The sequence below is a fragment of the Virgisporangium aliadipatigenens genome (assembly GCF_016863615.1).
Lineage (GTDB): Bacteria > Actinomycetota > Actinomycetes > Mycobacteriales > Micromonosporaceae > Virgisporangium > Virgisporangium aliadipatigenens.
Genome location: NZ_BOPF01000017.1, coordinates 1 through 26,511, shown reverse-complemented (window position 1 = coordinate 26,511; position 26,511 = coordinate 1). Strand labels below are relative to the sequence as shown.

Sequence of the window (26,511 nt, the reverse complement as noted above, 5' to 3'; positions counted from 1 at the left end):
TGGTCGACCCCGCTTTGGCACGCGCGGGACCTGCCCGGGAAGATGAACCCATGGCAGTTCGCTCAGATCTTCGCAATGTCGCCATCGTGGCGCACGTCGACCATGGCAAGACCACTCTGGTCGACGCGATGCTCCGGCAGGCCGGTGCGTTCCACGCCCGGGCCGAGCTGACCGACCGCGTGATGGACTCGATGGATCTTGAGCGCGAAAAGGGCATCACCATCCTGGCCAAGAACACGGCAATCCGCTACGGCGAGCACACGATCAACATCATCGACACCCCCGGTCACGCCGACTTCGGCGGCGAGGTCGAGCGCGGCCTGACCATGGTCGACGGCGTGGTGCTGCTGGTCGACGCCAGCGAGGGCCCGCTCCCGCAGACGCGGTTCGTGCTGCGCAAGGCGTTGGCCGCGCGGATGCCGATCATCCTCGTGATCAACAAGGTCGACCGGCCGGACGCGCGGATCAAGGAGGTCGTGGACGACACCTACGAACTCTTCCTCGACCTCGACGCCGACGAGTCCCAGATCGACTTCCCGATCGTGTACGCGTGCGCCCGCGACGGCCGTGCCTCCCTGAAGCAGCCCGCCGACGGCGGCATGCCCGAGGACGACACCCTCGAGCCGCTGTTCCGCACGCTGCTCGACACCATCCCCGCGCCGGCCTACGACGAGGGCGCCCCGCTCCAGGCCCACGTGACCAACCTCGACGCGTCGCCGTTCCTCGGCCGGCTCGCCCTGTGCCGGGTCCGGCAGGGCACCATCCGCCGGGGCCAGACCGTCGCGTGGTGCAAGCAGGACGGCACCATCGACCGGGTCCGCGTCTCCGAGCTGCTGATGACCGAGGCGCTCGAACGCAAGTCCGCCGAGGAGGCCGGTCCGGGCGACATCATCGCCGTCGCCGGGTTCCCCGACATCATGATCGGCGACACGCTGGCCGACCCGGAAAACCCGACGCCGCTGCCGCGGATCACCGTCGACGAGCCGGCCATCTCGATGACCATCGGCACCAACACCTCGCCGCTGGCCGGCAAGGTCAAGGGCGCCAAGGTCACCGCCCGCCTGGTCAAGGACCGGCTCGACCGGGAGCTGATCGGCAACGTCTCGCTCCGGGTCCTTCCGACCGAACGCCCCGACGCCTGGGAGGTGCAGGGCCGCGGTGAGCTGGCCCTGGCGATCCTGGTCGAGCAGATGCGCCGCGAGGGCTACGAGCTCACGGTCGGCAAGCCGCAGGTCGTCACGCGGGAGATCGACGGCAAGGTGCACGAGCCGGTCGAACGCCTCACGATCGACTCCCCGGAGGACTACCTGGGCCCGATCACCCAGCTGCTGGCCACCCGCAAGGGCCGCATGGAGCAGCTGGTCAACCACGGGACCGGCTGGATCCGCATGGAGTGGCTGGTGCCGGCGCGCGCGATGATCGGCTTCCGCACCGAGTTCCTCACGGAGACGCGGGGCACCGGCATCCTGCACCACATGTTCGAGAAGTACGAGCCCTGGTTCGGCGAACTGCGCACCCGTCCGACGGGTTCGCTCGTGGCCGACCGCGCCGGTGTGGCGACCCCCTTCGCGATGATGAACCTCCAGGAGCGCGGCTCGATGTTCGTGGAGCCGACCACCGAGGTGTACGAGGGCATGATCGTCGGCGAGAACTCCCGCGCCGACGACATGGACGTCAACATCACCAAGGAGAAGAAGCTCACCAACATGCGTTCGTCCGCGGCCGACGAGACGGAACGCCTCATCCCGCCGCGCAAGCTGTCGCTGGAGCAGGCGCTCGAGTTCTGCCGCGAGGACGAGTGCGTCGAGGTGACGCCGGTGGCGGTACGCATCCGCAAGGTCGTGCTGGATCAGAAGGAGCGGGAGCGGCTGGCGCGCAAGCGGGCGCACGCCTAGCGGTCAGGTCCCGGGGACGGCCCGGTGTCGGCGTGATTGCGCCGGCGCCGGGCCGTTTCGCGTTGTCGCCGCCCGACCGTCTCGCGCGGTCCTCGCCCGATCGTCTCGCGCGGTTGCCGCTCGTGCCCGGCGATGGTGCGGCCGGCCCTCGGGACGGGCTCCCGCCCGGGGCCGCATGCTGCCGGGGCGGTCTACTTCACCCCGGCGACGTCCATGGCGCGCAGCTCCTTCTTCAGTTCCGAGATCTCGTCGCGGATCCGGGCGGCCAGCTCGAACTGCAGCTCCCGCGCGGCCGACAGCATCTGGTCGTTGAGCTCCTGGATCAGGTTGGCCAGGTCGGCGCGGGCCATCCCGGCCTTCGACGGCGCGGCCGCCGTCTTCGACTTGCCGCGGCTGCGGGTCTCCGGCGTCGGGGCCTTGCCCCGGCTCATCTGCCGGCCGCTGCCGCCGATGATCGCGCCGCCGGGGCCGTGCCCGCCGATCGCGCCCTCGGTGTCCTCCGCCTCCCGGTAGATGTCGTCCAGGATGTCGTGGATCTTCTTGCGCAGCGGCTGCGGGTCGATGCCGTTGGCCTTGTTGTAGGCCTCCTGCTTCTCGCGCCGGCGGTTGGTCTCGTCGATCGCCGTGGCCATCGAGGGGGTGATCTTGTCCGCGTACATGATCACCTGGCCGGAGACGTTTCGCGCGGCCCGCCCGATGGTCTGGATCAGCGACGTCCCCGAACGCAGGAAGCCCTCCTTGTCGGCGTCGAGGATCGCCACCAGCGACACCTCCGGCAGGTCGAGCCCCTCACGCAGCAGGTTGATGCCGACCAGCACGTCGAACTCGCCGCTGCGCAGCTCCCGCAGCAGCTCCACCCGGCGCAGGGTGTCGACCTCGGAGTGCAGGTAGCGCACCCGGATCCCGTGCTCCAGCAGGTAGTCGGTCAGGTCCTCGGCCATCTTCTTGGTGAGCGTGGTGACCAGCACGCGCTCGTCCCGCTCGGTGCGCAGCGTGATCTCGTGCATGAGATCGTCGATCTGCCCCTTGGTCGGCTTGACCACCACCTCGGGGTCGACCAGCCCGGTCGGGCGGATCACCTGCTCGACGAACTCGCCACCGGAGTGCTGCAGCTCCCACGGCCCCGGCGTCGCCGACAGGTACACCGTCTGGCCCACCCGCTCCTGGAACTCGTCGAAGCGCAGCGGCCGGTTGTCCATCGCGCTCGGCAGCCGGAACCCGTGCTCGACGAGCGTGCGCTTGCGGGACGCGTCGCCCTCGTACATGCCGCCCACCTGCGGAACGGTCGCGTGCGACTCGTCGATCACGGTCAGGAAGTCGTCGGGAAAGTAGTCGAGCAGGCAGTGCGGGGCGCTGCCGGCCTCCCGACCGTCGATGTGGCGCGAGTAGTTTTCGATCCCGGAGCAGAACCCGACCTGGCGCATCATCTCGATGTCGTACGTCGTGCGCATCCGCAGCCGCTGCGCCTCCAGCAGCTGCCCCTGCCGATCCAGCTCGGCGAGCCGCTCCTCCAACTCGGCCTCGATGGCGCGGATGGCCCGCTCCATGCGCTCCGGCCCGGCCGCGTAGTGCGTCGCCGGGAAGATCATGAGAGCGTCGACCTGCTTCAGCTCGTCGCCGGTCAGCGGGTGCAGGTACGCCAGCCGCTCGATCTCGTCGCCGAAGAACTCGATGCGGATCGCCAGTTCCTCATAGGCGGGGATGATCTCCAGCGTGTCGCCGCGCACCCGGAACGTCCCCCGCGCGAAGGACAGGTCGTTGCGCGCGTACTGGATGTCGACCAGGCGACGCAGCAGCTTGTCCCGCTCGATCTCCTGCCCCACCGCCACCCGCACGCTGCGGTCGAGGTACTCCTCGGGCGTGCCCAGGCCGTAGATCGCGGAGACCGTGGCGACCACGATCACGTCGCGACGCGTGAGCAGGCTCATGGTCGCCGAGTGCCGCAGCCGCTCGACCTCCTCGTTGACCGACGAGTCCTTCTCGATGTAGGTGTCGGTCTGCGGGACGTACGCCTCGGGCTGGTAGTAGTCGTAGTAACTGACGAAGTACTCCACCGCGTTGTGCGGCATGAGATCGCGGAACTCCTTGGCCAGCTGCGCCGCGAGCGTCTTGTTGTGCGCGAGCACCAGCGTGGGGCGCTGCAGCCGCTCGACCAGCCACGCCGTCGTGGCGCTCTTACCCGTGCCCGTGGCGCCCAGCAGCACGACGTGCCGCTCCCCCGCCTTCACCCGGCGGGCCAGCTCCTCGATCGCCGCCGGCTGGTCGCCGGAGGGCTTGTACTCACTGACGACCTCGAACCGGCCGTCGAGTCGTGGGATGTCGAGCGCCATGCGGACCACGTTAGCCCGGGGGTGTGACAACTTCCCGCCGTCGGCGCTTCCGGGCCGATCGGCATCGATATGCCGATTGTATTGTCAAGATCAACTGGCTACCGTTTCTGGGGTAGGCCGCTCGCGGCGGCCGACCGGAAGGCAACCGACCATCAACGGTGCGGTTCTTCCGGCGCGGGATTCGAAGCCCCGGCCCTGCCGGCAGCGCTCGTCCCGCGGCGGCGCCTTCGGCGCCCCGGCCGCCGCGAGCGCGCCCGCGTCTCCACCACCCTCCGCCCCGCACGCCGCCGACCCGGCGCGCGCCGGCCTGTTCTGCGGCGGCGCGGGGCCGCCGATGGGCGTTCAGGGCGTGGCGCGTGGGAGCAGCGTCTCGTGCCAGATCTTGTCGACCCGGGCGCGCAGTTCGGCCAGGCTGCCCTCGTTCTCGATCAGGATGTCGGCGGCGGCGCGGCGCTGGTCGTCGTTCGCCTGGGCGGCGATCCTCGCCTCGGCGTCGGCGCGGCTCATCCCGCGGTCGCGCACCAGGCGCCCGATCCGGATCTCCGTGCCGGCCAGCACGATCAGCACGAGGTCGTATGCGGCCTTCAGCCCGGCCTCCACGAGCAGCGGCACGTCGTTCACCACGATGGCGTCGGACGGGGCCGCCGCGGTGAGTTCGGCGGTGCGCGCCCGCACCCGCGGATGGATGATCGACTCGAGGGTGCGCCGCGCGGCCTCGTCGCCGAACACGCGCCGCCCGAGCGCCGGCCGGTCGAGCGCGCCGGCCGCGTCGAGCACCTCCGGCCCGAACGCCGCCACCACCTCGGCCAGGCCGGGTGTGCCGACGTCCACGACCTCCCGGGCCAGCCGGTCCGCGTCGATCACCACGGCACCCAGTTCGGCCAGCCGGGTGGCCACCGCGCTCTTGCCCGAACCGATCCCGCCGGTCAGTCCCACCTTCAGCATCCGCACAGTCAACCGCATCGGCTCGGGCGTGCCGCGTAGCCGTTCCACTACTGTCTGTTTAGGGTGTGTTTGTCCGTTTTGAAACGTGGAGGAACCCAGCATGACACCGGCCACCGCCGCACCCCTTACCCCGCCGGCGGAAGCCGCGACCGAGCCCGCCTCGGTGGCCACCGGACTGCTGAGTCCGGAGGAGCCGGCGCGCCCCGCCGTCGGCCGGCACCGGCTGGGGACGGCCGGCCTGCGCCACTGCCGGGAGATCGACTCCGTCGGCTCGCGGCTGAACCGCCGCGCCCCGGACGCCCTGCCCGCCCGCCACTGGCGCGCGGCCGTCGGCGGCGGCGCGGTCGTCGGCCTGGTCGCCGTCAGCAGCTGGTACACCGCCGCCGGCGCCGCCGCGGTCGCGCAGATGGTGAAGTAGCCGGACGGTCAGGCAGGTACGGAAAAGCCCCGGCCGGGATAACCCGACCGGGGCTTTCGCAACAGAGCGCGGACGCTTACTTGCCGCCCGCCAGCTTCTCGCGCAGAGCCGCGAGCGCCTCGTCCGTGGCCAGGGTGCCGGCCGGCTCCTCCGGAGCGCTGCTCCGCGACGAACCGCCACCGCTGCTGCTCACCGACGTGGTGCCACCGGTCGAAGCCGGGGCCTCCGGGATGTCGGCCGCACGCGCGGTCTGCACCTGCTTGGTGTGGGCCTCCCAGCGCTGGCGGGCCTCGGCGTACTGCCGCTCCCACTCCTCACGCTGCTTGTCGAAGCCCTCGAGCCACTCGCCGGTCTCCGGGTCGAAACCGTCGGGGTAGATGTAGTTGCCCTCGTTGTCGTACGTCGCCGACATGCCGTAGAGGGTCGGGTCGAAGTGCTCCTCGCCCTCGACGAAGCCCTCGTTGGCCTGCTTGAGCGACAGCGAGATCCGGCGCCGCTCCAGGTCGATGTCGATGACCTTGACCATGACCTCGGAACCGACCTGCACGACCTGCTCCGGGATCTCCACGTGGCGCTCGGCCAGCTCGGAGATGTGCACCAGGCCCTCGATGCCGTCGTCCACGCGGACGAACGCACCGAACGGAACGAGCTTGGTGACCTTGCCCGGGACGATCTGCTGGATGGCGTGGGTCCGGGCGAACTGGCGCCACGGGTCCTCCTGCGTCGCCTTCAGCGACAGCGAGACCCGCTCGCGGTCCAGGTCGACGTCGAGCACCTCGACCTCGACCTCCTGGCCCACCTCGACGACCTCGGACGGGTGGTCGATGTGCTTCCAGGACAGCTCGGACACGTGCACCAGGCCGTCGACCCCACCGAGGTCGACGAAGGCGCCGAAGTTGACGATCGAGGAGACGACGCCCTTGCGGACCTGGCCCTTCTGCAGCTTGTGCAGGAACTCGGTACGCACCTCGGACTGGGTCTGCTCGAGGTAGGCCCGGCGGGACAGCACCACGTTGTTGCGGTTCTTGTCCAGCTCGATGATCTTGGCCTCGAGCTCGCGCCCGACGTAGGGCTGGAGGTCGCGCACCCGGCGCATCTCGACCAGCGACGCCGGGAGGAAGCCCCGCAGGCCGATGTCCAGGATGAGACCACCCTTGACCACCTCGATGACGGAGCCGCGAACGACACCGTCGTCTTCCTTGATCTTCTCGATCGTGCCCCAGGCGCGCTCGTACTGGGCGCGCTTCTTGGACAGGATCAGCCGACCCTCCTTGTCCTCCTTCTGAAGGACCAGGGCCTCGATGTGGTCTCCGACCGCAACAACCTCAGCGGGATCGACATCGTGCTTGATCGACAACTCACGAGAGGGAATGACCCCCTCGGTCTTGTAGCCGATGTCGAGCAGGACCTCGTCCCGGTCGACCTTGACGACGGTGCCTTCGACGATGTCGCCGTCGTTGAAGTACTTGATGGTCTCGTCGATCGCGGCGAGGAAGGCCTCCTCGGAGCCCAGGTCGTCGACGGTGACCTTGTTGCGCTCGGGGGCGTTCGAGGTGGCCTCGATGCTGCTCGTCATGTGGGTTGTTGCTCCGGTCGGATAATTGCGTCTGGTCCTGACCGTTATGCTCCGGTCCGAACCTGGGCGCGCCAGTGGATCCGTCGTGAGAAACGGCCCGGACGTTCTAGAGGGAAAGAGCGGGATGTAACCACGACCGCGAGCCTGCTCCATGCCGAGGCACACAGACCCACAGGTGCATTGAACAGCCTACCGTGCGCAATACCACACGGTCCAACCCTCCCCGGCATCCGCCACAAATGACCGTACCGTGGGCGGATGACCGACTCCGCAGTGACCCGGCGCCCCGTGACCCAGGCAGAGAGTCGCCGGGCCAGCCGCGGCTGGTGGGACGCGGGGGCCGACGAGTACCAGGCGGAGCACGGCGAGTTCCTCGGGGTCGCCGACTTCGTCTGGTGTCCCGAGGGGGTGCGTGAGGCCGACGCCGGCCTGCTCGGTCCGGTCGCCGGTGCCCGCGTGCTGGAGGTCGGCTGCGGCGCCGCGCCCTGCGCCCGGTGGCTGCGTTCGCAGGGTGCCGACGTGGTCGCCGTCGACCTCTCGGCCGGCATGTTGCGCCACGCCGCCCGGCTCAATGCGGTCTCCGGGATCCACCCGCCGCTGGTCCAGGCCGACGCCGGCGACCTGCCGTTCGCGGACCGGGCGTTCGACGTGGCGTGCACGGCGTTCGGGGCGGTGCCGTTCGTCGCCGACTCCGGGCGCGTCATGCGGGAGGTCCACCGGGTGCTGCGCCCCGGCGGCCGCTGGGTCTTCTCGGTCACCCACCCGATGCGCTGGATCTTCCTCGACGATCCCGGCGAGGGCGGGCTCGTCGCGGTCCATTCCTACTTCGACAGACGTCCCTATGTGGAACAGGACGAGGACGGCCGGCCGACCTACGTCGAGCAGCACCGCACCCTCGGGGACCGGATCCGTGAGCTGGTGGCCGCCGGTTTCGTTCTCCAGGATCTGGTCGAACCGGAGTGGCCCGACGGGCACGAGAAGGAATGGGGCCAGTGGAGCCCCCTGCGTGGACGGCTTTTTCCCGGAACCGCCATCTTCGTCGCGCGCAAACCCGACTGAGGCTCGGATCGCGTATCGTTCCCGCGCGTGTCGTACCGGATGGCCGTCGACCTGGGCAGCTGCAACACGGTGGCGGTCGTGCGCCGGGCCGGCGGGGAGCCGCGCGCGCTGCTGTTCGACTCCTCGCCGCTGCTGCCGTCGGCGACGTTCGTGGACGGGGCCGGTGCGCTGCACGTGGGGCGCGACGCCGAACGCCTTATGCTGACCGACCCGGCGAGCTTCGAACCGTTCCCCAAGCGGCGGGTCGACGAGGAGACCGTGCTGCTCGGCGAACGGGTCCTGCCGGTGACCGCCCTGCTCGCGGCGGTCCTGCGGCGGGTGGGCACCGAGGCGGCGCACGCCGGCGTCCGGCCCGGCGAGCCGGTGGTGCTGACCTGTCCGGCCGCCTGGGGCAGGAGCCGGCGGGGCGTGCTGCGACGCGCGGCCGAGCAAGCCGGGCTGGGCGATGTCGACCTCGTCGACGAACCCGTCGCGGCCGCCACCTACTGCCTCGACGTCGTGGGTGCCACGCGCGGCGCGACAGTGATCTTCGACTTCGGCGGCGGAACGTTCGACGTGACGGTCGTGCGACCCGAACCGGGCGGCCCCCGCACACTGGGCTCCGGCGGCCTCGCCGACCTGGGCGGCGCCGACGTCGACGCGGCGCTGGTGGCACACCTGGCGCGGAACGTCGGAGCGGCCGACCCGGCGGCCTGGGACCGGCTCGCCCGCCCGCGCGGGGACGCCGACCTGCGGGACCGGCGCACGCTGTGGGCCGAGGTCCGGGCGGCCAAGGAGATGCTCAGCCGCACCGCCGCCGCTCCGGTGCAGGTGCCCGGCATGCCGCACGCGGTACACCTCACCCGCGAGGAACTGGAACGGGTGGCCGGCCCGCTGGTCGACCGCGCCGTCGCGGAGACCGTGCGAACGCTGCGCGCCTGCGGCGTCGGTCCGGGCGGCCTCGGCGCCGTCCTGCTGGTCGGCGGGTCGAGCCGGCTCCCGCTCGTGGCGAGCCGCCTGCACGCGGCACTCGGGGTCGCCCCGACCGTGCCCGAGCAGCCCGAACTCCCGGTCGCCTACGGCGCCCTGAGCACCGGCGACACCGCTCCGGCACACCCGCCCGAAACCCGCCCCGGCCCGCCGACGCCCGCGGACCGGGGCGGCGGCGCCCAGCCGCACGACACCACGACGCCCGCGGGCCGGACAAGCGGCGCCCAGCCCGCTCAGCGGCCGTCGATCGTGATCGGACCCGGGGTGACCATCGAGGGCAATGTGCACCTTCGCGGCGCCGGCGCCCCCACCTGGGAAGACGCCGGCGACGAGGACGAGCGCGAGGACGTCCCCGAGGAGCGATCCCGCCGGGCCGGTCGCGCCGCCGCCGGTGTGCTCAGACAGCTGATGCTGCTGCTGCGGATCCTCGTGCTGATGGCGATCCCCCTGGTGATCATCGCCGCCACCAACCCGCGGGCCCGCGAGTTCCTCGAAGGGCTGCTGCCCTAGGCGATCTTGACGGGGTCAGCCCGTCTCGCCCGCCAGTTGGTAGGAGCGCAGGCGGTCCACCGCCAGCAGCGTGGCGCCGACCGTGATCACCCCGGCCAGCACCAGGGAGACCGGCAGGGACACCTGCTTGGTCAGCAGGTCGCTGCCCGACACCGAGTCCGCCAGGGAGAGCGCGTAGTGGCGCACCGAGAGCATCCGGGTGCCGCCGACGAAGTTCCCCAGGAAGCCCTCCCAGAGCACGACGTAGCCCAGCGCGATGATCATCGGCCGGCTGCTCACGATGCTGATCGCCACGAAGATCGCCGAGTAGACGATGACCGCCAGCAGCGACCCGACCGCGAGTCCGAAGGCGAGCGAGGGCCCCTCCGCCAGTTCCCCCACAAGGAACATGGCGGGGACGACCACCAGGGCGGACGCGCCCACGGCGACCAGCAACTTGGCCTGGATGATCTCGCCCCGCGCCAGCGGCTTGGCGAGGATGTGGGCGATCGTCCCGTCGTCGATCTCGTTGCCGAGCACACCGATGCCCACCAGCAACGCCATCAGCGGCACCACCGCACCGAGCCCGAGCGCGTCCAGCAGCGTCCCGGACCACTCGATCGCCGGCACGTCCGACGACGCGGCGAACGCCGTCAGCGCCACCAGCAGCACCGGCAGCACGAACAGCAGCAGGAACCGGCGCCGCCCGAACAGGCCGCGCAGAGTGATCATGGCGATCGTGGCGTTCACTTGGCACCCACCAGGTAGGAGAAGACGCTTTCGAGGGACTCGTCGGCGGGGCGCAACCTCCGCAGCCGCAGCCCTTCGCGGCGGACGATCCCCGGCAGCACCCGGGTGAACGTCCCGAAGTCGGAGGCGCTGACCTCCAGCCCGTCCTCGCCGAGCGACACCCCGCGCACCGACGGGTCCCCGATCAGGACGGCCGCGAGGCGCCGGTTGTCGCTGGAGTCGATGGCGAACACGTGCGGCCGGTTGGTCATCAGGCGGCGGATCGTGCGGTAGTCGCCCGAGGCGGCGAGCCGGCCGGCGACCATCACCTGCACGGTGCCGGAGACCTGTTCGACCTCCTCGAGGATGTGCGAGCTGAACAGCACCGTGCGACCCCGGTTGCCCAGGTCGTGCAGCAGCGTCATCATCTGCATCCGCTGGCGCGGGTCGAGCCCGTTGAACGGCTCGTCGAGCAGCAGCACCTGCGGGTCGTGCACGAGTGCGGCGGCGAGCCGGGCCCGCTGGCGCATGCCCTTCGAGTACGTCGACAGCTTCCGCTTGCGCGGGTCGGCGAGTTCGACCAGGTCGAGGGCGCGGGCGGCGGCGCGTTCGGGCTCGGGGAGGCGGTGCAGGCGCGCACTGGCCACCACGAACTGCTCCCCCGTCAGGAACCCGTGCACCGCCTCCTTCTCCGTCACCAGGCCCAGCACCTTGTACAGGTCCGGGTTGCGCCAGGTGCGCTGGCCGGCCGCGGTGATCGTGCCCCGCGACGGCGGCAGGAACCCGGCGATCATGTGCAGGAGGGTGGTCTTGCCGGCGCCGTTCGGGCCGAGGAGCCCCGTGACCCCCGGCGGGAGCGTCATCGTGACGTCGTTGACGGCGACGACGTTGCCGTACCAGCGGGTGACCCCCGACACGTCCACACTCATGAGTCGACCCTCCGGTAACGGGCGTGCGTGACGGCGATGCTGCCGGCGACCAGGACCAGCGAGACGAGCAGGTACAGCCAGCCGAAGCCGCCGATGTCGATGGGGCCGTCGCCGGTGACCCAGTAGCGCAACCCGGCCCCGGTCATCGTCGGGCTGGGCAGGCCGGAGAGGTTCTGCGCGGCGCCGGTGCCGATCTCCGACAGGACGACCGAGACGGGCAGCGTCACCAGGTAGACGCCGACGATGCCGCCCGCGGCGAACGCCCGCCGCCCGGTGCACGCGGCGACCAGCATGGCCACGGCCGCGTTGATCAGCACCAGCACGAGCACGTACGCCAGCCCACCGAGCAGCAGCGTGAACTCCTTCCAGGCGTCGCCGACCGTGTCCGCGTCGAACGCCACCGCCGCGAAGACGATCACCAACGGCAGGCCGACGGCCATCCAGGTGGACGCCACGAGCGCGGCGAACTTCGCGCCGACGTAGTCGAACCGGCCGACCGGCCGGGCGAAGTACAGCGGCAGCACCTTGGCGCGCAGGTCGCGGGAGATCAGTTCGGGGGCCGCCACGGCCAGGAAGATGATGATCAGGACGGACATCTGGTCGACCAGGTTGACGTACGAGATGACCCGCTGTCCCGCGGTCGAACTGACCGCCGCGATGATCACGGTGATCAGGCTCGCCACGCCGACGACGCCCCAGGGGAAGATCTTCGACTTCATGCCCCGCCCGACGCCGAACGCCGTGCGCAGGCTGTGCTCGTACAGGCTGCGCACCGCGTACCCGCGGCCCAGGCGCGGCCCGCTGTAGCGCTGGTAGCCGATGTCGTGGATGACCGACGTCTGCTCAGACATGGAGGACGCTCCCCTTGATCTCCGGCGCCTGGTTGTTCGTGAACAGCTCCGAGAGGCGCCGGCGCTGGCGGTCCAGGCGGTGCAGGGGCAGTCCGGCGGCGACGACCGCGTCGAGGATCACGTCGTACGTCGACTCGTCGGCCCCGGCCGGAACGAGCACCGTGTGCCCGTCGCGCCGGGCGGCGACCCCGCGTTCGGCGAGCGCGGCGACGAGCGTGTCCGCCCCCTCGTCGACCTCGACCAGGAGCACGTCGCGGTCGGTGGTCATCGCGGCGACCGTGTCGGCCCGCAGGAGCTTGCCGCCGTCGATCGCGATCAGCGAGGTGCAGATGCGTTCGATCTCGCCGAGCAGGTGCGAGCAGACCACGATCGAGATGCCGAACTCGGTGCCGATGCGGTGGATCAGGTCCAGCATGGCGTCGCGGCCGGCCGGGTCGAGGCCGTTCGTCGGCTCGTCCAGCAGGAGCAGGTCCGGGTCGTGCACCATCGCCTGGGCCAGCTTCACCCGCTGCTTCATGCCCGTGGAGTAGCCGCCGATCTGCCGGTAGCGCTCCTCGTAGAGGCCGACGTGGCGCAGCGTCTCGGAGGCGCGTTCGCGGGCGGCGGTGCGGGGCAGGCCGCTGATCCGGGCGAGGTGGGTGACGAGTTCGGCCGCGGACTGCTCGGGCGGCAGGCAGTCGTGCTCCGGCATGTAGCCGACGCGGGAGCGGACCCGGTCCGGCTCGGCCGCCGGGTCCAGGCCGAGGACCCGCACCGTGCCGCTGGTCGCCGGCAGCAGGCCCAGGATGATCTTGATGAAGGTCGACTTGCCGGCGCCGTTCGCCCCGACCAGCGCCACGATGCCCGGTTGGACGGCGAGGGTGAGGTCGGAGAGAGCGACGACGCCGGCCGGGTATCGTTTGGTCAAAGCCGTCGTCTCGATGAGAGTCACGCCGCGACCGTACGGCTGCCGGCACCCTCGCCGGATCCGGGGGAACTCCCTAATGCGTCACTCGTTGACGATTGGTGCTCCCCCACACGCGCCTTCCGTTCGTCGCGGTGCTCTGCGTCGGGACGTTCGCCGCCGTCTCCTCGCTTTTTCCCTGGAACGGGCACCAGCCGGCCGACCCGCCGTCACCTCGGGCGTCGACGCTCTACTACGCGGACGGCGTCACGGCGTTCGCCCGCGTGGGCGTCGTGGATCGGACAGATGTGCCGCTCGAGGAGATCCCGACACCGGTGCGGCACGCCTTCCTCGCGGCCGAGGACCGGGACTTCTACGCGCACCGCGGAGTCTCCGGACGGGGCTTCGCCCGCACGGCCTGGGCGGCGCTGACCGGCGGCGAACGGAACGGCGCCTCGACGATCACCCAGCAGTACGCCCGCAACGCGTACCTGAGCGGCGAACGCGGCGCCGGCGCGGCCGTTCTCGCCGTGCGGCTCGAACGCGCGCACACCAAGGACGAGATCCTCACCCGCTACCTGAACACCGTGTACTTCGGGCGCGGCGCGCACGGCATCGCGGCCGCCGCCCGGGCCTACTTCGGCCGGCCCGTCGACCGGCTCGGCCCCGCCGAGGGCGCCGTGCTGGCCGCCGTCGTGAAGGATCCGACCGGGTTCGACCCGGCCGTGGCGCCGGCCGCCGCCCGGGCCCGCTGGAGCTGGATCATCGCGGCGATGGCCACGCTCGGGTGGGCCGACGGCACCCCCGCCTATCCGCAGGTCCGCACCGAACCCGATCGGGCCGGACGCCTCGGCGGCTCCTCGGGTGCCGTCGTCGACCGCGTCGAACGCGAACTCGCCCGGCGCGGCGTCAGCCCGCAGCGGCTGCGCACCGGCGGTCTGCGGGTGGTGACCACGCTCGACGAACGGGTCCACCGGGCCGCGGTGCGCTCGGTCGAGCAGGCCCTCGCCGAGGCGCCCGCACACCTGCGCGCCGCTCTCGTCGCCGTCGAACCGTCGACCGGCGCCGTGCGCGCCTACTACGGCGGGGACCGCGGCAGCGGCTTCGCCGACGACGCCACGGCGGTGCGGCCGGCCGGTGCGACGTGCGCGCCGGTGGTGTTCGCCGACGGGGCGCCCGGCAGCGGCTCCCTCGCCGGCGAACTCGGCGTGGCCCCACCTGCCGCCGGTGCCTGTCCGGTGAGCGCGGCCGACCTGGCGTCGGTCTACGCGACGTTCGCCGCCGGCGGCACCCACGCCGAACGCCACCTCGTCGACGCGGTCGACACGGCCGGCGGCGCGCCGCTGTACCGTGCGGAGCCGGCCGCCCGTCGGCTCCTGGACCGGGCGGTCGCCACCGCCGCGACGACCCGCCTCACGCGCGAGGAACTCCCCGACGGCCGCCCCGCGACCACGACGTCCGACGCGCCCCACCCGCGGCGGGACGCCTGGCAGGCCGGCTACACCCCGGACCTGGCCGCAGCGGTCTGGCTCGGCCACGACACCGAGGCCCCGCACCTGACCACGGCCGCCCCCGAAGCGCTGTGGCACACCTTCATGACCGCAGCCCTGACCGGCCGCCCCCAATAACCGCCACGAACTCACACCCGTGTGAGAACTACAGCCGTGCGCTCACACCCGTGCGGCACCACGGCGGTTTTCCGGACGCGCGGGAGGGAAAGCAGGCGCGAGCCACGGGCGGCCGGCGACGCGGACAGCTACCCGCGGACGTGGCAGCGTAGACCCGAAGGGTCCAGAGGTGCCGCCCGGGAGGCAACGGTCAGGCCCCCGACGGCCCGGGAAATAAAGCTCCTAGCTGCGACGGCGCGCGGCGGTGAGCAGGTGTGAGGTCGCGCCGAGGAGGGACGGCTCGCTCTCCACGCGGCGCAGGAAGTCCATCAGCTGCCCGCGCCGCCGCGGGTCGTCGAGAATGGCCTCCAGGCGCGGCAGGTGCCACCCCGGCCCCTCGATCGCGTACCGCCCCGCCGGCTCCAGCCCCGCCTCGGCCGCCTCGGCGGGCGGCTCGTCCGGATGGTGGAAGTACGCGGTGGTGAACCAGGCGTTGGCCACCGGCCGGTGCGCCCCGGTGCGCAGCGCGCCGTCGACCACGGCCGCGTAGCCCGGTTCGGCGTAGAAGTCGCGGGCGAACCCGTCGAACGCCGACGCGAACCGGCTGATCGTCGCCGCGAGCACCACCCCGCCGGGGCGGACCACCCGGGCGGCCTCCCGCCAGGCGGTGCCGCGGTCGGCGCGTTCGAGCAGGTGGTACAGCGGCCCGAGGAGCAGCACGGCGTCGGCGCTGCCGTCCGGCTCGGGCAGGGCGCGCGCGTCGCCGAGCGCGGCCGTCACGCCGGGCAGCGCGGCCGCGGCGTCGACGTGCTCGGGCACCGGGTCCACGACGTGCGGCCGGTAGCCCGCCGCGGCGAGCGGCCCGGCGTAGATGCCGGTGGCGCCGCCGACGTCGAGCACGCGGGCCGGCGGCGCGGGCAGCAGGCGGCCGAGGAGGTCCCACGTGCGCAGGAACTCCAGCCGCCCGCTCGCCCTGACCCGCAGCCGGTCGGTCTCGCCCAGCTGCCGGTAGTACGCGAGCACCTCGTCGGCCAACATCCGCCGATGATCGCGCCGACCGGCGCGGGGCCGCGACGGAATTCCCACGCCGGGGCGACGCCGTCGGCCCGGCGTGGGCGTCAGTGATCCGCGGCGTGCCAGTCCCGACCGACGCCCACCGACACCGACAGCGGCACCGCGAGCGCGTACGCGCCACCCATCTGGGTGCGCACCAGCTCCTCCAACGCCTCCCGCTCGCCCGGCGCCACCTCGAAGACCAGCTCGTCGTGGACCTGCAGGAGCATGCGCGACTTGAGGTCCGACCCGGCGAGCGCGGTGTCGATGCCGAGCATCGCGACCTTGATGATGTCGGCCGCGGAGCCCTGGATCGGCGCGTTGAGGGCCATGCGTTCGGCCATCTCGCGGCGCTGGCGGTTGTCGCTGGTCAGGTCGGGCAGGTACCGGCGGCGGCCGAGCACCGTGGCGGTGTAGCCGTCCCGGCTGGCCTGCCCCACGACCGAACGGAGGTAGTCGCGCACGCCGCCGAAGCGTTCGAAGTACTCCTCCTTGAGCTGGCGCGCCTCGGCCGTCGGGATGCCCAACTGCTGCGACAGCCCGAACTCGGAGAGCCCGTACGCCAGGCCGTAGTTCATCGCCTTGATCTTGCGGCGCTGGTCGGCGGTGACCTCCTCCGGCGCGACGGAGAAGACCGAGGAGGCCGTCGCGGAGTGGAAGTCGAAGCCGGAGTTGAACGCGTCGATCAGCAGCTCGTCCTGGGACAGGTGCGCCATGATGCGCATCTCGATCTGGCTGTAGTCGGCGGTCAGCAGCGACTCGTAGCCCGGCCCCACGATGAACGCCCGCCGGATGCGCCGCCCCTCCTCGGTGCGGATGGGCACGTTCTGCAGGTTGGGGTCGGTGCTGGACAGGCGCCCCGTCGCGGCGACCGTCTGGAAGAACGTCGTGTGGATCCGGCCGTCGTCGCTGACCGACTTGAGCAGACCGTCCACTGTGGACTTGAGCTTGGCGACGTCGCGGTGGCGCAGCAGGTGTTCGAGCACCGGGTGCTGCGTCTTGACGAACAGGTCCTGCAGGGAGTCGGCGTCGGTCGTGTAGCCGGTCTTGATCTTCTTCGTCTTCGGCAGGTCCAGCTCGCCGAAGAGGATCTCCTGCAGCTGCTTCGGCGACCCGAGGTTGAACTCCCGCCCGATCACCCCGTAGGCCGCCTGCGCCGCCGCCTTGACCTCGGCCGCGAAGTGCGCCTCCAGCTCGGAGAGGTACTCGGTGTCGGCCGCGATCCCGGTGCGCTCCATCGCCGCGAGCACCTCGACCAGCGGCAGCTCGACCGTCTCCAGCAGCTGCGGCGTGCTGTCGTCCTCGCGGGCCAGCTCGGCGGCGATCGCGTCGGCGAGGTCGAGCGTGGCGCGCGCCTGGACCATCAGGTTTTGCTCGGCCTCGGTGTTGTCCCCGAGCCCGTCGAACGTCAGCTGCCCGTCGTCGACCGGGTTGTCGACCTTCAGCTCGCGGTGCAGGTAGCGCAGCGCGAGGTCGGTGAGGTTGTAGGTGCGCTGGTCGGGCCGGGCCAGATACGCCGACAGCGCCGTGTCGACCGACACGCCCGCCAGCTCCCACCCACGCGCCGTGAACGCCAGCCGCGCCGGCTTGCTGTCGTGGATCACCTTAGGGCGCTCGGGGTCGCCGAGCCAGGCCCCGACGGCCGCCTCGTCGGCGGGGTCCAGCGCCACCGGGTCGAACCACGCGGCCGCCCCCTCGGCGGTCGCCACGGCGAACCCGGTCAGCTCGCCGGTGCCCCGCCCGAACCGGCCGGTCAGCGCCAGGCCCACCGGCACCCCGGCCGGGGCGTGGAAGTCGAGCCAGCCGGCGACCGCGCCGGCGCCCAACACCTCCCCGGACAGGTCGAATCCGCCCTCGGCCTCCGGCTCCGGCGCCTCCAGGTACTCGTAGAGCCGGTTGCGCAGCACGGTGAACTCAAGCGCGTCGAAGACGGTGTGCACCCGCTCGCGGTCCCACCCCTGCCAGCCGAACGCGTCCGGCCGGATCGGCAGCGACACGTCGTCGACCAGCCGGTTGAGCTCGTAGTTGCGCAGCACGTCGGCGAGCTTGGCGCGGAGGTTTTCGCCGGCCTTGCCCTTGATCTGGTCGCACTTCTCGACCAGCTCGTCCAGGCTGCCGAACTCGGTGATCCACTTCGCGGCCGTCTTGGGCCCGACGCCCGGCACGCCCGGGAGGTTGTCGCTCGGGTCGCCGATCAGCGCCGCGTAGTCCCGGTAACGCTCCGGCGGCACGCCGAACTTCTCCTGCACGGCGGCCCGGTCCCGGCGGGCCATCTCCGAGACGCCGCGCACGAAGTAGAGCACCGTGACGCCCTCGCGCACGAGCTGGAACGAGTCGCGGTCGCCGGTGCAGATCAGCACCTCCATCCCGGCCTCGCGGGCCTGGGCGGTGAGCGTGGCGATCACGTCGTCGGCCTCGTAGCCGGCGGCCTCCACGTAGGGGATCCGCAGGGCGTCGAGGATCTCCTTGACCAGCGGGATCTGCCCGGTGAACTCGCTCGGCGACTTCGACCGGTTGGCCTTGTAGTCGGCGTACTGCTCGGTGCGGAACGACTGCCGCGACACGTCGAACGCCACCGCGATGTGGGTCGGCTTCTCGTCGCGCAGCACGTTGATCAGCATCGACGTGAACCCGAAGACGGCGTTGGTCGTCTGCCCGGTGGACGTCGAGAAGTTTTCCGGCGGCAAGGCGTGGAACGCCCGGTAAGCCAGCGAATGTCCGTCCAGCAGCAGCAGCCTCGGCTTGGTCTCAACCACGTCGGCGACTCTAGTCGTGGGGTAAGACACTTCGGCTCCCGGACACCATCACAATGGCCCGATGGGCGACGACCGGCCGATCCTGCACCCCGCCGTGTGGCCCGGGAAGATCAACGTGACGCGCCACGCGCCCGGTCCGGAACTGGCGCCGTTCGTGGCGTACCACTGGGTGGTGCGCTGGGACCTCGACGCGCCGTACACCCAACGGGTGCTGACCACGCCGCACGTTCACCTGGCGATCCAGCGGGACACCTCGTGGGTCTGGGGGGTGCACACCGGGACCACCACCCACCCGCTGCGTGGCGAGGGCTTCGTGTGGGGCGTGCGCTTCCGCGCCGGGGCGTTCCGCCCGTTCCTCGACGGGCCGGTCTCGTCCCTCACGAACCGCACGGTCGGCCTCGACGTGATCTTCGGGGTCGACCCCGCCGAGATCGAGGCGAAGGTCGCGCGGGAGGTCGACGGGTCGGGTCCCGCGCCCACGGTCGAGCGGATGCTGATCGACGCGCTGCCGGCCGCCGACCCGATGGTCGAGGAGGTCGGGGAGATCGTGGCGAAGGTCGCCGCCGACCCGGCCATCACGCGGGTCGCGACCCTGGCGAGCGTCGCCGGCGTGGGCACCCGCACGCTCCAGCGGCTGTTCCACGAGTACGTGGGCGCCGGGCCGAAGTGGGTGATCCGCCAGTACCGGCTGCTGGAGGCGGCCGGCCGGATCGCCGGCGGCGGGGTTGCGGGCTGGGCCGACCTCGCCGCCCAACTGGGCTACAGCGACCAGGCCCACCTGATCCGCGACTTCACCGCCGCGGTGGGTGCCCCGCCCGCCCGTTACGCGCAAACGGGCGGACGGGGCAATGGCGCGCCTTAGGCTGCGCCCAGATACGCCTCGCGGACCGCCGGGTCGTCGAGCAGGGCGGGTCCGTTGCCCTCCTTGACGATCCGGCCGGTCTCCATGACGTAGGCCCGGTCGGCGCGGGACAGCGCCTGCTGGGCGTTCTGCTCGACCACGAGGATCGTGGTGCCCTGCTTGGAGATCTCCGTGATGATCTCGAAGATCTGCTGGATCAGCAGCGGCGCGAGACCCATCGAGGGCTCGTCGAGCAGGAGCAGCTTCGGCCGGCTCATCAGCGCCCGGCCGACCGCGAGCATCTGCTGCTCGCCGCCGGACATGGTGCCGCCGGCCTGCTTGCGGCGTTCCTTGAGGCGCGGGAAGAGCCCGTAGACGCGCTCCAGGTCCGCCGCGATCTCCTTGGTGTCGCGCCGGGTGTAGGCGCCCATGTCCAGGTTCTCCTGCACCGTCATGCCGGGGAAGACGCCCCGGCCCTCGGGCGACTGGGAGATCCCGCGGATCACCCGCAGGTCGGCGCGGACCTTCGTGATGTCCTCGCCGTTGAAGGTGATCTTGCCGGAGGCCACCGGACGGATCCCGGAGATGGCCCGCATGATGGTCGTCTTACCGGCACCGTTGGCGCCGATGAGCGCGACGACCTCGCCCTGGCCGACGTTCAGGCTCACGCCGTGCAGGGCCTGGATGCGCCCGTACAACAGCGTGATGTTGTCGATCTCAAGCAGCATCTGCCGGCACCCCCAGATACGCCGCGTGCACCTTCGGGTCCGCGGCCACCTCGGCCGGCGACCCCTCGGCGATCTTGCGGCCGAACTCCAGCACCACGATCCGGTCGGTCACCCCCATGACCAGCCGCATGTCGTGCTCGATCAGCAGCACCGTCACGCCGGTGTCGCGGATCTTCTTGATCAGCTGCATCAGATCCTGCTTCTCGGCCGGGTTGAAGCCGGCGGCCGGCTCGTCCAGGCAGAGCAGCTTCGGCCGGGTGGCCAGCGCCCGCGCGATCTCCAGACGCCGCTGCGAACCGTAGGGCAGGTTGCGCGCCGCCTCGTGCTCGGTGCCGCCGATGCCGACCAGTTCGAGGAGGTCGTGGGCCAGTTTCAGCCCGTCCTTCTCCTCCCGGCGGTGCCGGGGCAGCCGCAGCAGCGCGCCGGGCACGCTGGTCCGGTGGTGCGCGTCGGCGCCGACCTGGATGTTCTCCAGCGCGGTCATCTCGGGGAAGAGCCGGATGTTCTGGAACGTCCGGGCGATCCCCATCTTGGTGATCTTGAACCGCTGCTGGCCCGAGATCTTGCCTCCCTGGAACCGGATGGCCCCCTCGGTCGGCGTGTAGACCCCGGTCATCGCGTTGAAGCAGGTGGTCTTGCCGGCGCCGTTCGGGCCGATCAGCCCCAGGATCTCGCCCTCGTAGAGGGTGAAGTTGACCTGGTTGAGCGCCACGACGCCACCGAAGCGCAGCGTGACGTTGTCGACCTCCAGCAGCGGCTTGCGATCCCCCGCAGGCGCGGCGGACGGCGTCGGCTCCGGTGCGTCCGACGGCTTGTCCAGTGACGGCTGCTCACTCACCGACTGCCACCTCCTTCTTGCGGTGCTGGATCTCCGCCGCCCGCCTCCGGTTGGGCCAGAGACCCTGCGGCCGGAAGATCATCACGACGATCAACACGATTCCGAAGATAGCGAACCGCAGGGACGTCGGGCTGATGTCGTAGGTGCTACCGCCGACCGTGACCGTCTCCGGAAGGCCGAAGACGTCACCGACGCTGCGCAGCCACTCCGGGATGTAGATCACCAGGAACCCGCCCAGGATGGCGCCGGCGATGTTGCCCGCCCCGCCGAGCAGAACCGCCGAGAGCACCAGGATCGAGTTCTCCAGGGAGAACGTCGTCGAGTTGACGAAGTTGGCCTGACCGGCCCACAGCGTGCCCGAGAGGCCGCCGACCGCCGCCCCGATCGCGAACGCCCACAGCTTGAACCGGAACGTCGGCACGCCCATCAGCTCCGCCGCGTCCTCGTCCTCCCGGATCGCCACCCAGGCCCGGCCGACCCGGCTGCGGACCAGGTTCCGGATGAGGAACACCGCGAGGATGATGACGCACAGCGCCAGCCAGTAGTACGGCTTCGCGTCGAAACTGAAGAGCGGCTCGCCGCCGACCGAGCCCGGCGGGTGCCCCACCTCGGGGATGCCGCGGTCGCCGTTGAGGATCCAGTCCTGCTGCTTGGCGACGATCCGGATCATCTCGGCGAAGCCGAGCGTCACGATCGCCAGGTAGTCACCGCGCAGCCGGAGCGTGGGCCAACCGAGCAGCACGCCCGCCAACAGTGACAGCGCGATGCCGATGGGTACCGCGACCAGCCACGGCCACGGGCTCTCCAGCCAGTTGTACTCGGTGAGCAGCTTGCTCTCCGGCGAGGTCAGCAGCGCCACCACGTACGCGCCGACGGCGAAGAAGCCGAAGAAGCCGAGGTCGAGCAGGCCCGCGTAGCCGACCACCACGTTGAGCCCGAGGGACAGCAGGATGATCCAGGTGCAGATGAACAGCACCGAGGCCATGTCGTTCTTGGTGGTGTACAGCGGGATGTAGGCGAATCCGAGCGGGATGCCCAGGTACTCGTAGAACCACTTGTTGGGCAGCAGGAACAGGAACACCAGACCCAGTGCGCCGAGCGAGTACCGCGCGGGCTTGGGCAGGTTGCTGATCCGCAGCCGTTCACGTAGAGCGCTCATGCGCGGGCCCTCCCCAGCGACTCGCCGAGCAGACCGGTCGGCCGGAACATCAGCAGCGCGATCAGCGCGACGAACGCGACGAAGTCGCGCCAGTTGGAGCCGAACAGCGCCGAGGCGTAGTTCTCGATCAGGCCGAGCAGGAGGCCGCCGAGCGCGGCGCCGCGCAGGTTGCCGATGCCGCCGAGCACCGCGGCCGAGAACGCCTTAAGGCCCAGCAGGAAGCCGACGTTGAACTTGGTCGAGCCGGTCTTGATGTCGTTGAACACCGCGGCGACACCGGCCATGAGGCCGCCGAGGATGAACACGAGCGCGATGACCCGGCTCTTGTTGACGCCCATCAGGGCGGCGGTGTTGGGGTCCTGGGCCACCGCGCGGATACCGCGACCGGCCCGGGTCTTCTGCACGAAGTAGTCGAGCCCCACGAGCATCGCGATCGCCACCACGACGGTCGTCACCTGGGTCGGGGTGACCGCCCAGCCGCCGATGTCGAAGAGCGGCTTCGACGGGAGAAGGGCCGGCACACCGAAGGGGCGCCGCACCGTCAGGCTGCCCGCGACCTCCATCAGCACGAACGAGGCACCGATCGCGGTAATGAGGAAGGCGAGCGGCGGTGCGTTACGATGTCGCAACGGCCGGTAAGCGGTCACCTCGATCAACAGTGCGACCGCTGCCGAGGTCACGGCCGCCACGACGATCGCCGCGAGGATCGCCAGCAGCGCGACCCCGATCGACGGCCGCTCGGTGTTGCTGTCCAGCCCGAAGAGTCCCCAGGTGAACAGGGCGGCGAAGGTGCCGACCATGAAGACCTCGGAGTGGGCGAAGTTGATCAGGCGTAGAACGCCGTATACGAGCGTGTAGCCGAGCGCGACGAGGGCATAGATGGCGCCCTGCGTCACGCCGGTGACCGTCAGCTCCGGAAAACTCCGGAGCAGTTCACCAATATTCACGGGAGCTCCCGAATCATCGCACCAACCAATGCGGCCGGGACGGTAGTCCCGGCCGCACGGGCGTATATCAACTGTTGGTGATGGACCTGTGGATCAGGTCAGCTCTTCGGGATCTCCTGCTTCGGCACCCAGGCGCCGCCCTTGGCCTCGTAGGCCCAGACCACGACCTGCGCCGGGTCGAGCTCGCCGGAGGCTTCCCACTTGTAGGTCACACCCGAGGCCGAGCCGGCCTTGTTGTACGAGCCGAGGAAGGTGTTGAGGTCCTCGCGGGTGCTCTTACCGTCCTTGATGCCCTCGAGGAAGATGTTCGCCAGGTCGTAGGCCACGTCGGCGTACACCGCCGGGTCGACCGAGAACTTCTTCTTGTAGTCCGCGACGAAGGTGCCCTTGGCGTTGGTCGCCGGGGCGCACGGGCAGGTCGCGATGGTGCCCTCGACGTCCTTCTGGCCGGTCACCGACAGCATGTTGGTGTCGTTGATGCCGTCGCCGCCGACCAGCGTGCCGGTCCAGCCCTGGGCCCGCAGCTGCTTGAGGAAGAGGCTCGCCTCGGCGGTGTAGCCGCCGTAGAAGATGACCTGCGCGCCGCTGGTCTTGACCTTGGTCACGGTGCCCGCGAAGTCGGTCTGCTTCTCCGAGGTCTTGTCCTCGCCCGCGATCATGCCGGCGCCGAAGACCTTCTTGGCCTCGTCGGTCAGACCCGCGCCGTAGGCGGTCTGGTCGTTGATCACGTAGACCTTCTCGGCCTTCATGACGTTCTTGATGTAGCGCGCCGCGGCCGGACCCTGCGAGAGGTCGTTACCGACACCGCGGTGGAAGATCTTCCAGCCCTTGGTCGACAGGCTCGGGCGGGTCGCCGACGGCGTGATCGCCGGGAGCTTGGCCTGGTCGAAGATGGCGTTGGCGACCTCGGACTCACCGGAGAAGCCGGGGCCGATCATGGCCACGATCTTGGTGTCCTGCGAGGCGCTGGTGGCCAGACCGCCGGCCTTGTCCGGGCTGCCCTGCGAGTCGAACGTGGTCAGCTCGACCGTGCAGTCCTTGTTCTTCTCGTTGTACTGGCTGATCGCCAGGTCGACACCGTTCTTCGCGGGGACGAAGAGACCTGCGTTGTCACCGCTCAGCGCGCCGAAGACGCCGATCTTCAGGCCACAGGCCGCCGAGCCCCCGTCTTCACTGTCTGCTTTGCAAGCGGCGGCACTGCCGGCGATGAGGACGGCTGCAGCCACCCCACCGAACACGCGCACCAATGATTGCCTCACGGCGAACCCCTTCTCATCCACGTTGTTCGAAACACCCTGCGCCCGGGGGGCTGCGGCGCACGAACGGCACCGGTTACCGGTCTGCGCGGGAAGCTATCTCACAGAGAGGGATAACCGTAAGACCCCGGCCCTCGCGTTGACCGAACCGTAACTAGGCGTGGCGACAACCGGCCGGCCCGACGGTGGGGGGTTGACCAGTCATTTGACCCCGGAGGCCCGCCAGACGCCCCCCGACCTGCCGTCGTCCAGCACCAGGAGGGTGATGCCGCCGGCACCCACCACCGTCAATGCGGCGTCGCCGCCGGCGGGGACGTTCCGCGGGATCGTCGCGTGGTGCCAACCGGTGCCGTCGCCTGCCCAGAGGCCCCGGCCGGCCTCGGCCTCGGTGGCGACCAGGAGGGTGTCGCCGAGGGCCGCGACGCCGCCGACGCCCGCGGCGATGTTCCCCCTGGTGGCGCCGAAGCGGTCGGTCGCGCTCCAGGTGCCGCCGCGCTCCCGCCAGACGCCGAAGGAGTCGCCGCGCACGCCGACCGCGAGCAACCCACCGTTGACCTGCACAACTCTCAGTAGAGCGTCGTCGCCCTCCTCCGCCGGGAACGGCACCGCCGTCCACTCCCGGCCGTCGGCCGACGTCCAGGCCGCCGCGTCGCGGCCGATCCCGGTGCGCGCCAGCACGCCGCCGACGACGAACCAGCCGGCGCCGCCGGGGATGCCGTCCGTCGCCGACGTGTTCGGGACGCCGAGCCGCTGGCCGAACTCCACGAGGGTGAACTCCGTCGCGTCCGCCGAGATCCACGCGGCGGCCCCGCCGACCCGGTTGCCGCTGATCAGCCACCCCGCCGGACCGCCGGCGAGGCGCGACACGCCCACGGCGTTCTCGCCGCCGTAGAGCGTGAACTGCGCCTGCACCTCCACCAGCGAGCCGTCGTCGCGCTGGTACCACGTGGCGATGCGCGGGTTGCCGTGCACGCCGCCGCTCTTGGCGCCGACCGCCGCGACCCGGCCGTCCCGGCAGCCGATCGTGTACAGGATGTTCTGCCGGCCGTAGTAGGTCAGCGGCGCGAGCGGGACCTCCGCCCAGGCCGCCGCGTCGGCGCTGCGCCACACGGCCGGCCGCGGGGCGCCGTCGGGGGCGATCACGGCGCCGGCGACGTACCACGTTCCCCCGCAGAGGACGGCGTCGCGCGGAGCCGCACGGCCGGGATCACCCGCCGGGACCGGCAACGTCGCGGCCTCCCAACCGACGCGGACCGTGCGCTCCGGTACCGGCTCGTCGGCCGAACACGCCGCGGCGAGCAGCACCGCGCCGACGAGGACGAACGCGGCCGGCCGGCGCACGGGCTCAGCCGGTCGCGTCGGACGTGTCGCCCGTGCCCGCCGTCTCCGCGATGATCCGCTCGGCGACGTCGCGCATGGTCATCCGATGGTCCATCGCGGTCCGCTGGATCCAGCGGAACGCCTGCGGCTCCGTCATCGAGTAGGTCTCCATGAGCGCACCCTTGGCGCGTTCGACCAGCTTGCGGGTCTCCAGCCGGTCGGAGAGCGAGGCGACCTCGGCCTCCAGCGCGACCATCTCGGCGAACCGCGACGCCGCCATCTCGATCGCCGGCACCAGGTCGCTCTTCTGGAACGGCTTGACCAGGTAGGCCATCGCCCCGGCCGCCCGCGCCCGCTCGACCAGATCGCGCTGGCTGAACGCGGTGAGGATCACCACCGGCGCCAGCCGCGCGGCGGCGATCTTCTCCGCCGCGGCCAGGCCATCCATGATCGGCATCTTGATGTCCATGATCACGAGATCGGGGCGCTGCTGCTCGGCCAGGCGCAGGGCGGTCTCCCCGTCGCCGGCCTCGCCGACCACGTCGTAGCCCTCCTCGACGAGCATCTCGCGCAGGTCGAGCCTGATCAGCGCCTCATCCTCCGCGATCAGAACCCTGCGCGCGGTGCGCGCCACCTCCCGCTCATCGGTCACGCCCGACTCCCCTTCGACCTCCGCACGGGGGTGAATCCCGTTTCCGTGGCGATCAGACTAGTCGGTAAGCTGTCCCCCGAAACGGTCCCCGTATCCCAACCGGCAGAGGAACGGAGCTCAAACCTCCGACAGTGTGGGTTCGAATCCCACCGGGGGCACCGTATTTCGTCTTTTCGGCGGACGCGCGTCGTCAGATGGAGAGCTTCATGTCGCGCGTCCGTCGGGCGCGCGACCGCCGCTGCCGCGCCGACCGCCGTGCCGCCGCACGGGTGTGAGTTCAC

21 protein-coding genes, 1 tRNA gene and 1 pseudogene are annotated in these 26,511 nt (G+C 71.1%); 7 read left to right on the top strand and 16 right to left on the bottom strand.

Going from position 1 to position 26,511, the window contains the following annotated elements; all coding sequences use genetic code 11:
• The first annotated feature begins 50 nt into the window (after window positions 1-50).
• Entirely contained in the window at window positions 51-1,895 is a 1,845-nt protein-coding gene (gene typA, locus Val02_RS22960; protein WP_203901234.1) for a translational GTPase TypA, read from the top strand.
• 191 nt (window positions 1,896-2,086) lie between these two features.
• On the opposite strand, the gene uvrB is transcribed toward typA, so the two are convergent.
• Together uvrB and coaE are read right to left on the bottom strand one after the other, a co-directional pair.
• Window positions 2,087-4,225 carry an excinuclease ABC subunit UvrB gene (gene uvrB, locus Val02_RS22955; protein ID WP_203901233.1) on the bottom strand — a complete coding sequence of 713 codons (2,139 nt, stop codon included), beginning with the start codon at window positions 4,223-4,225 and terminating at the stop codon, window positions 2,087-2,089.
• A 357-nt stretch (window positions 4,226-4,582) separates the two neighbouring features.
• Window positions 4,583-5,170: pseudogene (gene coaE / locus Val02_RS22950) on the bottom strand (dephospho-CoA kinase); the annotation flags it as partial.
• Window positions 5,171-5,270: 100 nt separating this feature from the next.
• On the opposite strand from coaE, the gene Val02_RS22945 reads away from it, so the two are divergent.
• On the top strand, window positions 5,271-5,588 hold the full coding sequence (locus Val02_RS22945; RefSeq protein WP_203901231.1) for a hypothetical protein: 318 nt from the start codon (window positions 5,271-5,273) through the stop codon (window positions 5,586-5,588).
• A gap of 76 nt (window positions 5,589-5,664) precedes the next feature.
• Here the strand turns inward: Val02_RS22945 and rpsA are convergent, their stop codons facing one another.
• Entirely contained in the window at window positions 5,665-7,164 is a 1,500-nt protein-coding gene (gene rpsA, locus Val02_RS22940) for a 30S ribosomal protein S1 (protein ID WP_203901230.1), read from the bottom strand.
• Window positions 7,165-7,422: 258 nt separating this feature from the next.
• On the opposite strand from rpsA, the gene Val02_RS22935 reads away from it, so the two are divergent.
• Window positions 7,423-8,223: a class I SAM-dependent methyltransferase gene (locus Val02_RS22935; protein ID WP_203901229.1), complete on the top strand. Its 801-nt coding sequence runs from the start codon at window positions 7,423-7,425 to the stop codon at window positions 8,221-8,223.
• 27 nt (window positions 8,224-8,250) lie between these two features.
• Entirely contained in the window at window positions 8,251-9,702 is a 1,452-nt protein-coding gene (locus Val02_RS22930) for an Hsp70 family protein (RefSeq protein ID WP_203901228.1), read from the top strand.
• 15 nt (window positions 9,703-9,717) lie between these two features.
• Here the strand turns inward: Val02_RS22930 and Val02_RS22925 are convergent, their stop codons facing one another.
• The 4 genes from Val02_RS22925 to Val02_RS22910 are packed head-to-tail and all read right to left on the bottom strand — an operon-like array spanning window position 9,718 to window position 13,121.
• The gene (locus tag Val02_RS22925) at window positions 9,718-10,431 is read right to left on the bottom strand and encodes an ABC transporter permease (RefSeq protein ID WP_239153265.1); all 714 of its coding nucleotides are present in this window, start codon (window positions 10,429-10,431) and stop codon (window positions 9,718-9,720) included.
• Window positions 10,428-11,339, bottom strand: coding sequence for an ABC transporter ATP-binding protein (locus Val02_RS22920; protein ID WP_203901227.1), 912 nt, complete (start codon window positions 11,337-11,339; stop codon window positions 10,428-10,430). The genes Val02_RS22925 and Val02_RS22920 overlap by 4 nt, the downstream gene beginning before the upstream one ends.
• Entirely contained in the window at window positions 11,336-12,190 is an 855-nt protein-coding gene (locus tag Val02_RS22915) for an ABC transporter permease (RefSeq protein WP_203901226.1), read from the bottom strand. The genes Val02_RS22920 and Val02_RS22915 overlap by 4 nt, the downstream gene beginning before the upstream one ends.
• Entirely contained in the window at window positions 12,183-13,121 is a 939-nt protein-coding gene (locus Val02_RS22910) for an ABC transporter ATP-binding protein (RefSeq protein WP_203901225.1), read from the bottom strand. Before Val02_RS22910 ends, Val02_RS22915 begins: the two co-directional genes overlap by 8 nt.
• Window positions 13,122-13,195: 74 nt before the next feature.
• Between Val02_RS22910 and Val02_RS22905 the strand changes: the two genes are divergently transcribed.
• Window positions 13,196-14,701, top strand: coding sequence for a transglycosylase domain-containing protein (locus Val02_RS22905; protein ID WP_203901224.1), 1,506 nt, complete (start codon window positions 13,196-13,198; stop codon window positions 14,699-14,701).
• Window positions 14,702-14,923: 222 nt separating this feature from the next.
• On the opposite strand, the gene Val02_RS22900 is transcribed toward Val02_RS22905, so the two are convergent.
• Window positions 14,924-15,718 (bottom strand): class I SAM-dependent methyltransferase, encoded by a 795-nt coding sequence (locus Val02_RS22900; RefSeq protein WP_203901223.1) that lies wholly within the window; start codon window positions 15,716-15,718, stop codon window positions 14,924-14,926.
• Between the two features lie 80 nt (window positions 15,719-15,798).
• A complete protein-coding gene (gene polA / locus Val02_RS22895) occupies window positions 15,799-18,489 on the bottom strand; it encodes a DNA polymerase I (protein ID WP_203901222.1) in 2,691 nt (896 codons plus the stop codon).
• A 61-nt stretch (window positions 18,490-18,550) separates the two neighbouring features.
• On the opposite strand from polA, the gene Val02_RS22890 reads away from it, so the two are divergent.
• Window positions 18,551-19,351, top strand: coding sequence for a helix-turn-helix domain-containing protein (locus Val02_RS22890; protein WP_203901221.1), 801 nt, complete (start codon window positions 18,551-18,553; stop codon window positions 19,349-19,351).
• Here the strand turns inward: Val02_RS22890 and Val02_RS22885 are convergent.
• From Val02_RS22885 to Val02_RS22855, 7 genes are all read right to left on the bottom strand, one after another.
• Complete coding sequence (locus Val02_RS22885) at window positions 19,348-20,058, bottom strand: ABC transporter ATP-binding protein (RefSeq protein ID WP_203901220.1); 711 nt, start codon at window positions 20,056-20,058, stop codon at window positions 19,348-19,350. The two genes, Val02_RS22890 and Val02_RS22885, sit on opposite strands and share 4 nt — an antisense overlap.
• Window positions 20,048-20,878 carry an ABC transporter ATP-binding protein gene (locus Val02_RS22880; protein WP_203901317.1) on the bottom strand — a complete coding sequence of 277 codons (831 nt, stop codon included), beginning with the start codon at window positions 20,876-20,878 and terminating at the stop codon, window positions 20,048-20,050. The genes Val02_RS22885 and Val02_RS22880 overlap by 11 nt, the downstream gene beginning before the upstream one ends.
• A gap of 10 nt (window positions 20,879-20,888) precedes the next feature.
• Window positions 20,889-22,055, bottom strand: coding sequence for a branched-chain amino acid ABC transporter permease (locus Val02_RS22875; protein WP_203901219.1), 1,167 nt, complete (start codon window positions 22,053-22,055; stop codon window positions 20,889-20,891).
• Window positions 22,052-23,002: a branched-chain amino acid ABC transporter permease gene (locus Val02_RS22870; protein ID WP_239153264.1), complete on the bottom strand. Its 951-nt coding sequence runs from the start codon at window positions 23,000-23,002 to the stop codon at window positions 22,052-22,054. The genes Val02_RS22875 and Val02_RS22870 overlap by 4 nt, the downstream gene beginning before the upstream one ends.
• A gap of 98 nt (window positions 23,003-23,100) precedes the next feature.
• Entirely contained in the window at window positions 23,101-24,261 is a 1,161-nt protein-coding gene (locus Val02_RS22865) for a branched-chain amino acid ABC transporter substrate-binding protein (protein WP_203901218.1), read from the bottom strand.
• A 198-nt stretch (window positions 24,262-24,459) separates the two neighbouring features.
• Entirely contained in the window at window positions 24,460-25,599 is a 1,140-nt protein-coding gene (locus Val02_RS22860; RefSeq protein WP_203901217.1) for a hypothetical protein, read from the bottom strand.
• A 4-nt stretch (window positions 25,600-25,603) separates the two neighbouring features.
• The gene (locus tag Val02_RS22855; RefSeq protein WP_275415601.1) at window positions 25,604-26,230 is read right to left on the bottom strand and encodes an ANTAR domain-containing response regulator; all 627 of its coding nucleotides are present in this window, start codon (window positions 26,228-26,230) and stop codon (window positions 25,604-25,606) included.
• Between the two features lie 84 nt (window positions 26,231-26,314).
• Between Val02_RS22855 and Val02_RS22850 the strand changes: the two genes are divergently transcribed.
• A tRNA-Leu gene (locus Val02_RS22850) sits at window positions 26,315-26,388 on the top strand.
• Window positions 26,389-26,511 lie beyond the last annotated feature (123 nt).

What these genes read in the sequence shown, in the direction of transcription:
- typA (WP_203901234.1), top strand. Translation starts at nt 51, where the DNA reads ATGGCAGTTCGCTCAGATCTTCGCAATGTCGCCATCGTGGCGCACGTC.
- uvrB (WP_203901233.1), bottom strand. Translation starts at nt 4,225, where the DNA reads ATGGCGCTCGACATCCCACGACTCGACGGCCGGTTCGAGGTCGTCAGT.
- Val02_RS22945 (WP_203901231.1), top strand. Translation starts at nt 5,271, where the DNA reads ATGACACCGGCCACCGCCGCACCCCTTACCCCGCCGGCGGAAGCCGCG.
- rpsA (WP_203901230.1), bottom strand. Translation starts at nt 7,164, where the DNA reads ATGACGAGCAGCATCGAGGCCACCTCGAACGCCCCCGAGCGCAACAAG.
- Val02_RS22935 (WP_203901229.1), top strand. Translation starts at nt 7,423, where the DNA reads ATGACCGACTCCGCAGTGACCCGGCGCCCCGTGACCCAGGCAGAGAGT.
- Val02_RS22920 (WP_203901227.1), bottom strand. Translation starts at nt 11,339, where the DNA reads ATGAGTGTGGACGTGTCGGGGGTCACCCGCTGGTACGGCAACGTCGTC.
- Val02_RS22915 (WP_203901226.1), bottom strand. Translation starts at nt 12,190, where the DNA reads ATGTCTGAGCAGACGTCGGTCATCCACGACATCGGCTACCAGCGCTAC.
- Val02_RS22900 (WP_203901223.1), bottom strand. Translation starts at nt 15,718, where the DNA reads ATGTTGGCCGACGAGGTGCTCGCGTACTACCGGCAGCTGGGCGAGACC.
- Val02_RS22890 (WP_203901221.1), top strand. Translation starts at nt 18,551, where the DNA reads ATGGGCGACGACCGGCCGATCCTGCACCCCGCCGTGTGGCCCGGGAAG.
- Val02_RS22885 (WP_203901220.1), bottom strand. Translation starts at nt 20,058, where the DNA reads ATGCTGCTTGAGATCGACAACATCACGCTGTTGTACGGGCGCATCCAG.
- Val02_RS22875 (WP_203901219.1), bottom strand. Translation starts at nt 22,055, where the DNA reads ATGAGCGCTCTACGTGAACGGCTGCGGATCAGCAACCTGCCCAAGCCC.